Raw genomic sequence first — 13,137 nt, forward strand, 5'->3', positions numbered from 1 at the left:
GTGGCGCAGTACGACATGGAAGCCTATTACCGCACCGTCCGCAGCCGCTGGTTCGGCACCGGCGATCTCGCCGCCGATCTCCCCGGCGCCAGCAACCCCCAGGATACGGCACGCTAAGACATGGCCCTGCCTCCCGCCCGCCCGGCCTCGCCTGCCGGGGAGCCCTCGATGGATGACATCCTCTCCTCCATCCGCAACATCCTGAACGAGGATGAACACCTGGAGGCGGGGCACCCGCCGCTGGAGCTGACCGAAGACATGCTGGTCCCGACGCCCAAGACTCCCGCGGCCCCGCAGGAGACCGCCCCGCCTGCCGCGCCCGCCGTCCAGGCCCCTCCCGTGGCGCTCCCCACTGCCGCCGAGGCGCCGGCCGAGCCGGCCCCGGCCCTGCCCGGGGATGCGCTGCTCGGCCCCGTGGCCGCCGCCGCCGCCGCCGCCGCGCTGGGGCAGCTGGCCCGCGCCGTGGCCGATGACCGCAAGGCCCCCGTCCAGCGGGCCGGCGGCCCCAGCATCGAGGATGTGGTGCGCGAGGAGCTGCGCCCGCTGCTGAAATCCTGGCTCGACCAGCATCTGCCGCCGCTGGTGGAACGGCTGGTGAAGGCCGAGATCGAGCGCGTCCTGGGGCGCGCCGCGGGGTAAGTGGTCCTGAGGGGGCTTTGCCCCCTCAACCCCCCTTTCTTTCCCTTGGGCAGGGGACAGGGTCCCCTGCACCGGCCTTCAGAAAGGGTTTCCAAAGGCCTCAGGCCTTTGGTGGGGAGAGTTTGAGAGGGGTGAAGCCCCTCTCAAGACCAGGGTCCCTCTTCCCGCGCCATGGGACCCCGCGCGCAGCCTCTTGACGGCGGCGCGGCGGGCGCACAAGCGTGCGCCATGCTCGACAAGACCCTCTCGCCCGCCTCGTTCGAACAGCGCCTCTATGAAGGGTGGGAGGCCGCCGGCAGGTTCGGCGCCCATCCCGAAAGCCCGGCGGCGCCGTTCACCATCATGATCCCGCCGCCCAATGTCACGGGCAGCCTCCATATCGGCCACGCGCTCACCTTCACGATCCAGGACACCCTGATCCGCTGGCGGCGCATGCAGGGCCGGGATGCGCTGTGGCAGCCGGGCACCGACCATGCCGGCATCGCCACCCAGATGGTGGTGGAGCGCCTGCTGGCGACGCAGGGCGTCGATCGCCGCGAGATCGGCCGCGAGAAGTTCCTGGAGCATGTCTGGGAGTGGAAGGGCCAGTCGGGCGGCAGCATCACCCGCCAGCTCCGCCGCCTCGGCGCCAGCCTGGACTGGCCGCGCGAGCGCTTCACCATGGATGAGGGCCTCTCCGAGGCCGTGCGCGAGGTCTTCGTCACCCTGCACCGCCAGGGGCTGATCTACCGCGACCGCCGCCTGGTGAACTGGGACCCGAAGTTCCAGACCGCCATCTCCGACCTGGAGGTGGAGAGCCGCGAGGTGAAGGGCAGCCTCTGGCACCTGCGCTACCCGGTCGAGGGGGAGGCGGGCCGCTTCATCGTGGTCGCCACCACCCGGCCGGAGACCATGCTGGGCGACACCGCCATCGCCGTGCATCCGGAGGATGAGCGCTTCCGCGACCTGATCGGCCAATTCGCCATCCTGCCGCTGGTTGGCCGCCGCATCCCCATCGTGGCCGATGAGTATTCCGACCCCGAGAAGGGCTCGGGCGCGGTGAAGATCACCCCGGCGCATGACTTCAACGACTTCGCCGTGGGCAAGCGGCATGGCCTCGCCATGCCGTCCGTGCTCGATGCCGATGGCAGGGTCTTCCTCGACGAGATCGCCGGTGACATCGCCGCCCTCCCGGGCGTGACGGAGCCGGATTTCGTCCGCGCCCTGGCCGGCAAGGACCGCTTCGCCGCGCGCAAGGAGATCATCGCCGAGCTGGAGCGGCTGGACCTCGTCGAGAAGATCGAGCCGCACACCCATGCCGTGCCGCATGGCGACCGCTCGGGCGTGCCGATCGAGCCGCGCCTGACGATGCAGTGGTATTGCGACGCCGCCACCCTGGCCAAGCCCGCCATCGAGGCGGTGGAGACGGGGCGGACGGAATTCGTCCCCAAGCATTTCGAGAATATCTTTTTCAGCTGGATGCGCGACATCCAGCCCTGGTGCATCTCGCGCCAGCTCTGGTGGGGGCACCAGATCCCGGCCTGGTACGCGCCGGATGGCAGCGTCTTCGTCGCCCGCACGGAGGAGGAGGCGCTGGCCGAGGCCCGCGCGAAGCTCGGCGCCGATGTGACCCTGACGCGCGACCCGGATGTGCTGGACACCTGGTTCAGCTCCGCCCTCTGGCCCTTCTCCACCCTGGGCTGGCCCACCAAGACCGCCGAACTGGCGAAGTACTACCCCGGCGATGTGCTGGTGACGGGGTGGGACATCATCTTCTTCTGGGTCGCCCGGATGATGATGATGGGCCTCCACTTCATGGGCGATGTGCCCTTCCGCACCGTCTACATCCATGGCCTGGTCCGCGACGAGAAGGGCCAGAAGATGTCGAAGTCGAAGGGCAACGTCATCGACCCGCTGGAACTGGTGGACAGCTTCGGCGCCGATGCGCTGCGCTTCACCATCGCCTCCCTGGCCACGCCGGGGCGCGATGTGAAGCTGGGCCGCAAGCGCGTCGAGGATTTCCGTTCCTTCGGCACCAAGCTGTGGAACGCGGCGCGCTTCTGCGAGATGAACGGCATCGCGCCGGATGCGGGCTTCGACCCCGCCGCGGTGCGGACGCCGCTGGCGCGCTGGATCCTGGACGCCGCCAACACCGCCATCGCCGAGGCGAATGCGGCGCTGGAGGCCTACCGCATGGATGACTATGCCTCGGCCTGCTACCGCTTCGTCTGGAACAGCTTCTGCGACTGGTTCCTGGAATTCGCCAAGCCGGCGCTGAATGGCGAGGACGGGCCGGAGAAGGCGGAGGTCAAGGGCGCGGCGCAGCATGTGCTGGGCACCATCCTGAAGCTGCTGCACCCGGTCATGCCCTATCTGACCGAGGAGCTTTGGGCGCGGCTCGGCTATGGCGCCGAGGGCACGCTGATGGTCACCGCCTGGCCGCAGCCCATCGCCATCCCCGGCGCCGCCGAGGCGCGGGCGGAGCTGGACTGGGTGGTGGGCCTCGTCTCCGCCGTGCGCGGCGTGCGGGCCGAGATGAACGTGCCGCCCTCCGTCACCGTGCCGCTGCTGGCGCAGGGCGCGGCGGCGGAGACGCTGGCGCGCGGCGCGCGCTGGATCGAGGCCATCCGCCGCCTCGGCCGCGCCACCGGGTTCCACCCGCTGGAGGGGGAGGCGCCGAAGGGCGTGGCGCAGGTCGTGGTGGGCGAGGCCACCATCCTGCTGCCGCTGGCCGAGGTGATCGACCTCGCCGCCGAGCGCGCGCGCCTGGCGAAGGAGCGCGACAAGGCCGCCGCCGAGGGCGCCAAGGTGGAGCAGAAGCTGGCCAATGCCGACTTCGTCGCCCGCGCCAAGCCCGAGGTGGTGGAGGAAAACCGCGAGCGCCTGGCCGCCTATCAGGCCGAGGTGGCGCGGCTTGAGGCCGCGCTGGCCCGTATCGCGGAGTGAAACAGGGCGCGGGCCGGGGTTTTGCGCCGGCCCGCGCTTTTCTTCCGCCCTCCCGCGGTATCTGTGCGCGGTAGAAATAAAATTCTCCGGCGCTTCTTGAGAATATGATCTGTCAATTATGAAATGACGGACATGAACTTGGGGTAGATCATATCCGTCTTTCCCGTGCTGGTTTATCGCCTGACCAAGCCTCGCCACCTCCGGGTGGCGGCAGCGGACAGGAGAGACCATGACCAACCAGCGTGACGCTGCTCAGACAGCGGCAGCCGACCCGCACGATACCCGCCGCAGGGTGCTCGCCATCCTCGGCGGCTCGTCGGGCAATCTTGTCGAGTGGTATGATTTCTACGTCTATGCGGCGACGGCGCTGTATTTCGCGCCTTCCTTCTTCCCCGGCGACAATCCCACCGTCCAGCTGCTGAACACCGCGGCCATCTTCGCCGTCGGCTTCCTGATGCGGCCGATCGGCGGCTGGCTCTTCGGCCGCATCGCCGACCAGCATGGCCGCCGCAGCTCCATGCTGATCTCCGTCCTGCTGATGTGCTTCGGCTCGCTGATGATCGCGGTGCTGCCGACCTACCAGAGCATCGGCATCGCCGCGCCCATCCTGCTGCTGGTCGCGCGCCTGCTCCAGGGCCTTTCGGTGGGTGGTGAATACGGCACCTCCGCCACCTATATGAGCGAGGTGGCGGTTGCGAAGCACCGCGGCTTCTACGCCTCCTTCCAGTATGTCACGCTGATCGGCGGGCAGCTTCTGGCGCTGCTCGTGGTGGTGATCCTCCAGGCGCTCTACGACACGGCGGAAATCCGCGCCTGGGCCTGGCGCGTGCCCTTCTTCATCGGCGCGGCCACGGCGGTGATCGCCCTCTTCCTGCGCCGCACCCTGCATGAGACGAGTTCGGCCAGCGACCGCAACCGCAAGGGCGCGGGCAGCATCGCCCTGCTGCTGGCGCATCCGCGCCCGCTGCTGCAGGTGATCGGGCTGACGGCGGGCGGCAGCCTGTCCTTCTATGCCTTCACCACCTACATGCAGAAATTCCTGGTCAACACCGCCGGCTTCAGCGCCGCCAGCGCCAGCCAGACGATGACGGCGGTGCTGTTCTGCTACATGCTGATGCAGCCGCCGCTGGGCGCGCTGTCGGACCGCATCGGCCGGCGCAACAGCCTGCTGGTCTTCGGGGCGGGCATGGTCATCGTCACCGTGCCGCTGATGGGCTATCTGGCCACAGTGCACAGCGCGCCGGCGGCCTTCCTCGGCATTCTCGCCGCGCTGCTGATCATCAGCTTCTACACCTCGATCAGCGGCGTGGTGAAGGCGGAGATGTTCCCGGCCGAGATCCGCGCCCTGGGCGTCGGCCTCGGCTATGCCATCGCCAATTCGCTGTTCGGCGGCACGGCGGAATATGTCGCGCTCTTCCTCAAGAGCCAGGGCATGGAAAGCAGCTTCTTCTGGTATGTCTCCTTCATGGCGCTGATCTCCTTCCTGACGACGCTGTCGATGAAGGATCCGCGCCAGCATGGCTACATGGCGCCGCCCGAGCCGCGTGGCTGAACCGGGTGGGGCGGGGAGGGCTGGCTCTCCCCGCCCGCGTGGCGCAAAGGGCAGCCCCGCGCGGGAAAGATGGCGCTATCGGGTTGCCGGCGGAAGCTTGTTGCGCGATACAGCGGCGGGACGCAACAGAATGAAGGTCACGCCCGCATGGCTGAGCATAAATGGGATAAGTCGCGCCTGCCGAGCCGCCATGTGAGCGTCGGCCCGGAGCGCGCCCCGCACCGCTCCTATTACTATGCGATGGGGATGACGGAGGAGGAGATCGCCCAGCCGCTGGTGGGCGTCGCCACCTGCTGGAACGAGGCCGCCCCCTGCAACATCGCCCTGAACCGCCAGGCGCAGAGCGTCAAGAAGGGCGTGAAGGAAGCCTTCGGCACGCCGCGCGAATTCACCACCATCACGGTGACCGACGGCATCGCCATGGGCCACCAGGGCATGAAGTCGTCGCTCGCCTCGCGCGATGCCATCGCCGACACGGTGGAGCTGACGATCCGCGGCCACAGCTATGACGCCATGGTGGCGCTGGCGGGCTGCGACAAGTCGCTGCCGGGCATGATGATGGCTATGCTGCGCCTGAACGTGCCGAGCGTCTTCATGTATGGCGGCTCCATCCTGCCCGGCAAGTTCAAGGGCAAGGACGTCACCGTCGTCGACGTGTTCGAGGCGGTCGGCCAGCACGCCGCCGGCAATATGTCGGATGAGGATCTGCACGCCCTCGAATGCGTCGCCTGCCCCTCCGCCGGCGCCTGTGGCGGGCAGTTCACCGCCAACACCATGGCGACGGTGTCGGAGGCCATCGGCCTCGCGCTGCCCGGCTCCGCCGGCGCCCCGGCGCCCTATGAGGATCGTGACCGCTGGGCGGTGGAATCCGGCCGCGCCGTGATGAACCTCCTGCGGAAGAATATCCGCCCGCGCGACATCGTCACGCTGAAGTCGCTGGAGAATGCGGCGGTCGTGGTCGGTGCCACCGGCGGCTCCACCAATGCCGGCCTGCACCTGCCGGCCATCGCGCATGAGGCGGGCATCCGCTTCACGCTGGATGATGTCGCCGCCATCATGCGCCGCACCCCCTACATCGCCGACCTGAAGCCGGGCGGGAAGTATGTGGCGCTCGATGTCCACCGCATCGGCGGCATTCCGGTCATCATCAAGGCGCTGCTCGACGCGGGCCTGCTGCATGGCGACTGCATGACCGTCACCGGCAGGACCCTGGCCGAGAACCATGCCGATATCGTCTTCCCGACGGATCAGGACGTGGTCTACCCGGTCTCGAAGGCGCTGACGCCGACGGGCGGCGTGGTCGGGCTGAAGGGCAACCTCGCCCCGGACGGCGCCATCGTGAAGGTCGCCGGCATGAAGACGCTGCGCTTCGAGGGCAGCGCGCTCTGCTTCGACTGCGAGGAGGAGGCCTTCAAGGCCGTCGAGCAGCGCGCCTACAAGGAAGGCGATATCATCGTCATCCGCTATGAGGGCCCGAAGGGTGGCCCCGGCATGCGCGAGATGCTCTCGACCACCGCCGCCATCTATGGCCAGGGCATGGGCGAGAAGGTGGCGCTGATCACCGATGGCCGCTTCTCCGGCGGCACGCGCGGCTTCTGCGTCGGCCATGTCGGGCCCGAGGCGGCGGTCGGCGGCCCGATCGGCCTGCTGCAGAATGGCGACCGCATCGTCATCGACGCCGAGAAGGGCACGATCGACGTGCTGATCTCCGAGGAGGAGATGGCCCGCCGCCGCGCCGCCTGGCAGCCGCGCAAGACCGACTACAATTCCGGCGCGCTGTGGAAGTACGCCCAGCTCGTCGGCCCGGCCTATCTGGGCGCGGTGACGCATCCCGGCGGGGCCGAGGAAACCCATTGCTACGCTGATATCTGAGCCCTGGAGTCCCTGAGGGGCTTCGCCCCTCTCCCCCCGGAGGCGCCCCGGTGCCCGGCTGGGGGGGGAGGGAGCGTCCGGGCGGGAAAGGGAGGGGCGGTGCCGCAGGGCGCCGCCCCTTCTGTTTACGTCCTGTCACAACTTGCCATGGCAGGCCACGTTTCTGCCCCAGCATCGCCATGCTGGCGAGGGAGCCTATGGTTCCGCAGGGCTTCCGGCCCCGCGCGCTTCCGCCGAGGCCAGGGGCCGGAGCATGAGAGGAGATCGCCGATGATGCACCGAAGGATCATGCTGGGGAGGATCGCGGCGGGGTTTGGCCTGCTGCTCGTCCCGGCCGGGGCCCTTCCGGCGCTGGCCCAGCCGCGGCCTTATGACGGAGGGCCGCCCGGCGCGCCGGACCGCCTGCCACCGGGGGCGCCGCCGCATCATCCGCCCATGGCCGGGCCGCGCCCGCATCACCACCGCCCGCCGCCGCCTCCGCCGCCGCCCCGGCATCATCGCCGCCGCCGGCGCTACCACCGCCACCCGCCGCCGCCGCGGCCGTTCTGAGGGAGGGGGGCGATGATCGCGCGCCGCGGAATTCTGGCGGGGTGGCTGGGCGCCCTGACCCTGCCTCTGGCGCTTTCCGGCGCCGGGGCGGCGGTGGCCCAGCCCTATGGCGGCCCGCCGCCGGGCTGGCGGCCACCCCCGGCGCCACCTCTGCGCTTCGAGCCGCCGCCCGGCCCGCCGCCGCGCCCCGGCTGGGTGCGGCAGCCCGGGCATTGGGCCTGGCTGCGGGGTGCCTATGTCTGGGTGCCGGGGCGCTGGCGCCGCCAGCGGCCGGGCCGTTGGCGGGAAGGCTACTGGGCCGAGCGGCGGGGCCGCTGGGTCTGGGTCGAGCCCGGTTGGAGGTGACAGAGATGCGCCCTTTGCTTCCCCTGCTGCTGCTGGCCGTGGCGGCCCTGGGTCTGGCGGGCTGCGTGGTCGCGCCGGCCCCCGGCTATTACGGTCCGCCCCGGGGCTATTACTACGCGCCGCCGCCCCCTCCGCCCCCATATTGGCACCGGGGCTGGTAGCGCAGCCGCTTCGCACATGCGAAATTGGAAAGACCCCGTGAACCGGATGCGGTGAGGCCCGCATCCCTCACAGATTCCCTGCTGGGAGGCAGGATCCATGCGCCACGCCTTGTTGATTGCCGTTCTGCTGGTGGCCGCGATTGGCCTGATCGGCTGTGTGCCGCCGCCCGGCCCGGGGCCATGGGGCGGGCCGATGCATGGCCCGATGATGGGCGGCGGCTGGCGCTGAGCCATGGCGCGTGGCGCCTGCCCTTGAGAGGGGCTTCGCCCCTCTCAAACTCTCCCCACCAAAGGCCTGAGGCCTTTGGAAACCCTTTCTGATGGCGGGTGCAGGGAGCCCTGCTCCCTGCCCAAGGGAAAAAATGGGGGGAGTTTGAGGGGGCAAAGCCCCCTCAAGACCACCCGAGGCCCGTATTTTAAACCCTGCCCGTGTCGATCTCGACAAGGAGCGGCGTGTGGTCCGAGGGCTGTTCCTGGCTGCGCGGCGCGGTATCCACCCAGACACGCCCCAGCCGCTCCGCCAGCTCCGGCGAGAGCAGGGCATGGTCGATGCGCAGCCCCCGGTTGGCCTCGAAGGCCGGCCCGTAATCCCAGTAGGTATAAAGCCGCTCCGCCGGATGCAGGGCGCGCAGCGCGTCGGTCAGGCCGAGATGCTCCAGCGCCCGGAAGGCGGCGCGGGTCTCCGGCCGCACCAGCGCATCGGTGGGCGGCAGGGCACGGGGGGCGAGGTCCAGCTCCGTCGGGCAGACATTGAAGTCGCCCAGAATGGCGAAGGGGGTGAAGCTGTCCAGCCGCTCCCGCGCCAGCAGGCGGAGGCGCTCCATCCAGCGCAGCTTGTAGGCATAGCCCTCCGCCCCGCCCGAATTGCCGTTGGGCAGGTAGATGCCGGCCAGCCGGGCGCCCGCCGCGGCAATCTCGACATAGCGGGCCTGTTCATCCTCCGGCTCGCCGGGCAGGCGGTCCAGCACCACCGCGAAGGGAATGCGCCCCAGGACGGCGACGCCGTTGCGCCCGCCATGCTGGCCGACGGCGTGGCTGGTATAGCCGAGATCGGTGAATTCCCCGGCCGGGAATTCCTCCGTCTTGCACTTGAGTTCCTGGAGGAAGACAAGATCCGGCTGGGCGGATTGCAGGAAGGCGCGCAGATGCGGCGCGCGCTTGCGCGCCGAATTCACGTTGAAGCTGGCGAGGCGCACGCGGGGGCGGGCCGCTCAGCCGAGGGAGAAGGAGGCGCCGCAGCCGCAGCCCGAGGCCGCCTGCGGGTTCTTCACGGTGAAATGGGCGCCGATCAGCTCATCCGCCCAGTCCAGCTCCGCCCCGGCCAGCAGGTCGAGGCTGACGGGGTCGATCATCACCTTCACCCCATCCTGTTCCAGCACGAGGTCATCGGCCGCCAGCGTGTCGTCGAGCTGGAAGGAATACTGGAAGCCGGAGCAGCCGCCGGCCAGCACGGCCAGGCGCAACCCGGCCTGCGGGCGGCCATCGCGCGCGGCGATCTCGGCCACCTGGGCGAAGGCGCGGGGGGTGACGCGGAAGGCGGGCGGGGGCGGGGCGGTGCCGTCGGGCATGGTGTGGAACTCCTCAGGGCCGCAACATAGGGGGGCGGGCGCGGTTTTCCAACGCCGCGCCCCGGCCTGCGGCGTTGCGGCGCGGCGGGGTGGCTGGTAAGCCGCGCGGTCATCATGTCCGACCTCGCCCCCTTCGCCGTGCGCGCCGAGACTTCGCGGGGCCGCCTCCATCCGGAGCCGGCCGGCGGGGTGCGCTCGCCCTTCCAGCGGGACCGGGACCGGATCATCCACAGCGCCGCCTTCCGCCGCCTGCAATACAAGACGCAGGTTTTCATCTATCATGAGGGCGATGCCTTCCGCACGCGGCTGACCCACAGCATCGAGGTGGCGCAGATCGCCCGCTCCATCGCCCGCCGCCTGCGGGTGGATGAGGATCTGGCGGAGGCGCTGGCGCTTGCCCATGACCTCGGCCACCCGCCCTTCGGCCATGCCGGGGAGGATGCGCTGAACGGGCTGATGCGCCCCTATGGCGGCTTCGACCACAATGCGCAGAGCCTGAAGGCGGTGACGGTGCTGGAGAAGCGCTATGCCGGCTTCGACGGGCTGAACCTGACCTGGGAGACGCTGGAGGGGCTGGCCAAGCACAATGGCCCGATCCGCCGCCCCACGCGCTTCATGGCGGAATACGACGCGCTGCACCCGCTGGAGCTGGAGAGCCACGCCTCGGTCGAGGCGCAGGCCGCCGCCCTGGCCGATGACATCGCCTACAACAACCACGACCTGGATGACGGGCTGCGCGCCGGCCTCTTCAGCCTGGAGGAGGCGGCCGCCCTGCCGCTGGTGGGCGAGGCGGTGCGCGAGGTGCGCGACCTCCACCCGGAGGCGCCCGCCGCGCGGCAGGCCAGCGAGGCCATTCGCCGCGTCATCAACCGCATGATCCAGGATGTGGTGGCGGAGGCCTCGCGCCGGCTCGCCGCGCTGGCGCCGGCGAGCGTGGCCGAGGTGCGCGCCGCCGGGCGGCCCATGGTCGTCTTCAGCGCGCCGATGCAGGAGGCCAACCAGCAGGTGCGCGCCTTCCTGCGTGAGCGCATGTACCGCCACTGGCGCGTCAACCGCACGACGCAGAAGACGCGCCGCGTGGTGCAGGTGCTGTTCAGCCTGCTGCATGGCGGGCCGGACATGCTGCCTTCCGAATGGCGCCTGCGCGCCGGTGAGCCCGGCGGCGCCGAATGCGCCGCCGTGGTGTGCGACTATATCGCCGGCATGACCGACCGCTTCGCGCTGGACGAGCACCGGCGCCTGACTGACCCCCACATTCCCGGCTGAACGGACATCATGGAACAGACCCACCCCGCCCCGCAGGATATCTTTGCCGCGCTGCGCGCCGAGGTGCTGGCCTGCCTGCGCCGCCTGCTGCCCGACCTGCCGGAGGAGGCGCTGGCGCGCGTCACGGTGGAGCCGCCGCGTGACGCGTCGCATGGCGACATGTCGACCAATGCCGCGATGGTGGTGGCCAAGGTGGCGAAGCTGCCGCCGCCGAAGCTGGCCGCCGACCTCGCCGCCGCGCTCGCCGCGCTGCCGAGTGTGGCGGAGGCCGCGCCGGCCGGGCCCGGCTTCGTCAATCTGCGCCTGGCGGAAGCCTTCCTGCTGGGCCAGGTGGCCACCGTGCTGCGCGCCGGCGAGGCCTATGGCGACAGCCCGGCTGGGGGCGGCGTGCGGGTGAATGTCGAATATGTCTCGGCCAACCCGACGGGGCCGATGCATGTCGGCCATTGCCGCGGCGCCGTGGTGGGCGATGCGCTGGCCAATCTGCTGGCCAAGGCGGGTGCCGCCGTCACCAAGGAATACTACATCAACGACGCCGGCGCGCAGGTGCAGGCGCTGGGCTATGCCGCCTACTGGCGCTACCTCCAGGCCCTCGGCACCACGCTGACGGAGGAGGACTACGCCGCCGCCGTCCCCGGCGGGCTGCAGTACCGCGGCGACTACCTGATCCCCGTCGGCGAGGCCCTGAAAGAACAGCATGGCGACGCGCTGGCGCCGGGCGCCGTGCCGGCCGATGCGTCGCTCTGGCTCGACACGGTGCGCGGCTTCGCCGTGGACGCGATGATGGTGGCGATCCGCGAGGATCTCGCCGCCCTCGGTGTCGAGCATGATGTTTTCATCAGTGAGGCGAAGCTGGTGCGCGATGGCGTGGCGGATGCCGCCATCGCCGCGCTCTCGGAGAAGGGCCTCGTCTATGAGGGCGTGCTGGAGCCGCCCAAGGGCAAGCTGCCCGATGACTGGGAGCCGCGCCCGCAGACGCTCTTCGCCTCGACGAAGTTCGGCGATGACGTGGACCGCCCGCTGCGCAAGAGCGATGGCAGCAACACCTATTTCGCCAACGACATCGGCAACCATGCCGACAAGATCGCGCGCGGCATGCAGCAGCTCGTGCAGGTCTGGGGCGCCGACCATGGCGGCTATGTCAAGCGCATGCAGGCGGCGACCAAGGCCCTGTCGGACGGCGCGGTGCCGCTCGACGTGCTGCTCTGCCAGATCGTCAAGGTGATGAAGGGCGGCGAGCCGGTGCGGATGTCCAAGCGCGCCGGCACCTACATCACCCTGCGCGACCTGATCGACGAGGTCGGGCGCGATGCCGTGCGCTTCACCATGCTGACGCGCAAGTCCGACGCGCAGATGGAGTTCGACCTGGACAAGGTCGTGGAGCAGTCGCGCGACAACCCGGTCTTCTATGTGCAGTACGCCCATGCGCGCTGCCGCTCCGTGCTGCGCCAGGCGGGCGACCTGCCGCGCGAGACGCTGGCGGAGGCGCCGCTGGCCAGCCTGAAGGACCCGGCGGAACTGGCGCTGATTCGCCGAATCGCGGCCTGGCCACGCACGGTGGAGGCCGCTGCTGCGGCGCGGGAGCCGCACCGAATTGCCTTTTATCTCGGGGACTTGGCTGGCGACTTTCATATTTTGTGGAACCGTGGCCGTGATGATGCGACACTGCGCTTCATCCAGGCTGATGCGCCGGAGGCCACCCAGGCCCGCCTCGCCCTGGTGGCGGCCACGGCCATCGTCATCCGCTCGGGCCTCGCGGTCATGGGCGTGCAACCGGTTGAGGAGATGCGGTGAGGGAAGTTCAGGTCCCGTCCTATCGGATCCGCGAAACCTCGGATGACGGGGGCGGCTCGCGCCGCCTCGCCCTGATGGCGGGCGGCGTCGCGGCGGTGCTGGCGGCGGGCGGGCTGATCGGCTGGGCGGCCAGCCGCTACGGCAACACCACCATCCCGGTGATCGAGGCCGATTCGCGCCCGATGAAGATCCGCCCCGATGACCGGGGCGGGCTGCGCGTCGCCAATCAGGACGAAATCATTTTCGAGCGGCGCGGCGCCGGCAATGCCTTCGACCCCGCCGGGCGGCTCGGCCCGGCGGCCGAGGCACCGAACCTTGACGCGCTGCGCGCCGCCACGGCACCGCCACCGGCCAGCCTGGTGACCCCGCCGGCGGCCCCGGCCCCCGCGGCAACTCCCGCGACAAACCCGGCCACAACCCCGGCGCAGCTGCCCGCCCCGCAGGCCCCGGCGCAGCCGGGCATGGC

The 13,137-nt window shown here is 70.3% G+C and carries 12 protein-coding genes and 1 pseudogene; 11 read left to right on the forward strand and 2 right to left on the reverse strand.

Annotation, left to right across the window (positions count from 1 at the left end; translation table 11 throughout):
- The first annotated feature begins 120 nt into the window (after window positions 1-120).
- From NON00_RS21800 to NON00_RS21835, 8 genes are all read left to right on the forward strand, one after another.
- Window positions 121-639: a DUF2497 domain-containing protein gene (locus tag NON00_RS21800; RefSeq protein ID WP_256024863.1), complete on the forward strand. Its 519-nt coding sequence runs from the start codon at window positions 121-123 to the stop codon at window positions 637-639.
- A 228-nt stretch (window positions 640-867) separates the two neighbouring features.
- Window positions 868-3,564 (forward strand): valine--tRNA ligase, encoded by a 2,697-nt coding sequence (locus tag NON00_RS21805; RefSeq protein WP_256024864.1) that lies wholly within the window; start codon window positions 868-870, stop codon window positions 3,562-3,564.
- A 229-nt stretch (window positions 3,565-3,793) separates the two neighbouring features.
- On the forward strand, window positions 3,794-5,116 hold the full coding sequence (locus NON00_RS21810) for an MFS family transporter (RefSeq protein ID WP_256024865.1): 1,323 nt from the start codon (window positions 3,794-3,796) through the stop codon (window positions 5,114-5,116).
- Between the two features lie 147 nt (window positions 5,117-5,263).
- Window positions 5,264-6,988: a dihydroxy-acid dehydratase gene (ilvD, locus tag NON00_RS21815; RefSeq protein WP_256024866.1), complete on the forward strand. Its 1,725-nt coding sequence runs from the start codon at window positions 5,264-5,266 to the stop codon at window positions 6,986-6,988.
- Between the two features lie 270 nt (window positions 6,989-7,258).
- Window positions 7,259-7,537 (forward strand): hypothetical protein, encoded by a 279-nt coding sequence (locus NON00_RS21820; protein ID WP_256024867.1) that lies wholly within the window; start codon window positions 7,259-7,261, stop codon window positions 7,535-7,537.
- A gap of 12 nt (window positions 7,538-7,549) precedes the next feature.
- Window positions 7,550-7,882: a hypothetical protein gene (locus NON00_RS21825; RefSeq protein ID WP_256024868.1), complete on the forward strand. Its 333-nt coding sequence runs from the start codon at window positions 7,550-7,552 to the stop codon at window positions 7,880-7,882.
- A 5-nt stretch (window positions 7,883-7,887) separates the two neighbouring features.
- Window positions 7,888-8,043: a hypothetical protein gene (locus tag NON00_RS21830; RefSeq protein WP_256024869.1), complete on the forward strand. Its 156-nt coding sequence runs from the start codon at window positions 7,888-7,890 to the stop codon at window positions 8,041-8,043.
- Window positions 8,044-8,140: 97 nt separating this feature from the next.
- On the forward strand, window positions 8,141-8,272 hold the full coding sequence (locus NON00_RS21835) for a hypothetical protein (RefSeq protein ID WP_256024871.1): 132 nt from the start codon (window positions 8,141-8,143) through the stop codon (window positions 8,270-8,272).
- A 187-nt stretch (window positions 8,273-8,459) separates the two neighbouring features.
- On the opposite strand, the gene xth is transcribed toward NON00_RS21835, so the two are convergent.
- Window positions 8,460-9,239, reverse strand: coding sequence for an exodeoxyribonuclease III (gene xth / locus NON00_RS21840; RefSeq protein WP_256024872.1), 780 nt, complete (start codon window positions 9,237-9,239; stop codon window positions 8,460-8,462).
- 15 nt (window positions 9,240-9,254) lie between these two features.
- Complete coding sequence (gene erpA, locus NON00_RS21845) at window positions 9,255-9,611, reverse strand: iron-sulfur cluster insertion protein ErpA (protein WP_256024873.1); 357 nt, start codon at window positions 9,609-9,611, stop codon at window positions 9,255-9,257.
- A 114-nt stretch (window positions 9,612-9,725) separates the two neighbouring features.
- Between erpA and NON00_RS21850 the strand changes: the two genes are divergently transcribed.
- The 3 genes and pseudogenes from NON00_RS21850 to NON00_RS21860 form a co-directional block, all read left to right on the forward strand.
- The gene (locus NON00_RS21850) at window positions 9,726-10,877 is read left to right on the forward strand and encodes a deoxyguanosinetriphosphate triphosphohydrolase (RefSeq protein WP_256024874.1); all 1,152 of its coding nucleotides are present in this window, start codon (window positions 9,726-9,728) and stop codon (window positions 10,875-10,877) included.
- A 9-nt stretch (window positions 10,878-10,886) separates the two neighbouring features.
- On the forward strand, window positions 10,887-12,671 hold the full coding sequence (gene argS / locus NON00_RS21855; RefSeq protein ID WP_256024876.1) for an arginine--tRNA ligase: 1,785 nt from the start codon (window positions 10,887-10,889) through the stop codon (window positions 12,669-12,671).
- Window positions 12,668-13,137: pseudogene (locus tag NON00_RS21860) on the forward strand (hypothetical protein); the annotation flags it as partial. The gene argS and the pseudogene NON00_RS21860, both read left to right, overlap by 4 nt.

It is taken from the genome of Roseomonas sp. GC11, assembly GCF_024437745.1.
Taxonomy (GTDB): domain Bacteria; phylum Pseudomonadota; class Alphaproteobacteria; order Acetobacterales; family Acetobacteraceae; genus Pseudoroseomonas.

Coding starts and splice junctions, on each gene's coding strand:
- NON00_RS21810 (WP_256024865.1), top strand. CDS start 3,794: ATGACCAACCAGCGTGACGCTGCTCAGACAGCGGCAGCCGACCCGCAC.
- erpA (WP_256024873.1), bottom strand. CDS start 9,611: ATGCCCGACGGCACCGCCCCGCCCCCGCCCGCCTTCCGCGTCACCCCC.
- NON00_RS21805 (WP_256024864.1), top strand. CDS start 868: ATGCTCGACAAGACCCTCTCGCCCGCCTCGTTCGAACAGCGCCTCTAT.
- NON00_RS21830 (WP_256024869.1), top strand. CDS start 7,888: ATGCGCCCTTTGCTTCCCCTGCTGCTGCTGGCCGTGGCGGCCCTGGGT.
- NON00_RS21825 (WP_256024868.1), top strand. CDS start 7,550: ATGATCGCGCGCCGCGGAATTCTGGCGGGGTGGCTGGGCGCCCTGACC.
- ilvD (WP_256024866.1), top strand. CDS start 5,264: ATGGCTGAGCATAAATGGGATAAGTCGCGCCTGCCGAGCCGCCATGTG.
- NON00_RS21850 (WP_256024874.1), top strand. CDS start 9,726: ATGTCCGACCTCGCCCCCTTCGCCGTGCGCGCCGAGACTTCGCGGGGC.
- argS (WP_256024876.1), top strand. CDS start 10,887: ATGGAACAGACCCACCCCGCCCCGCAGGATATCTTTGCCGCGCTGCGC.
- NON00_RS21820 (WP_256024867.1), top strand. CDS start 7,259: ATGATGCACCGAAGGATCATGCTGGGGAGGATCGCGGCGGGGTTTGGC.
- NON00_RS21835 (WP_256024871.1), top strand. CDS start 8,141: ATGCGCCACGCCTTGTTGATTGCCGTTCTGCTGGTGGCCGCGATTGGC.
- NON00_RS21800 (WP_256024863.1), top strand. CDS start 121: ATGGCCCTGCCTCCCGCCCGCCCGGCCTCGCCTGCCGGGGAGCCCTCG.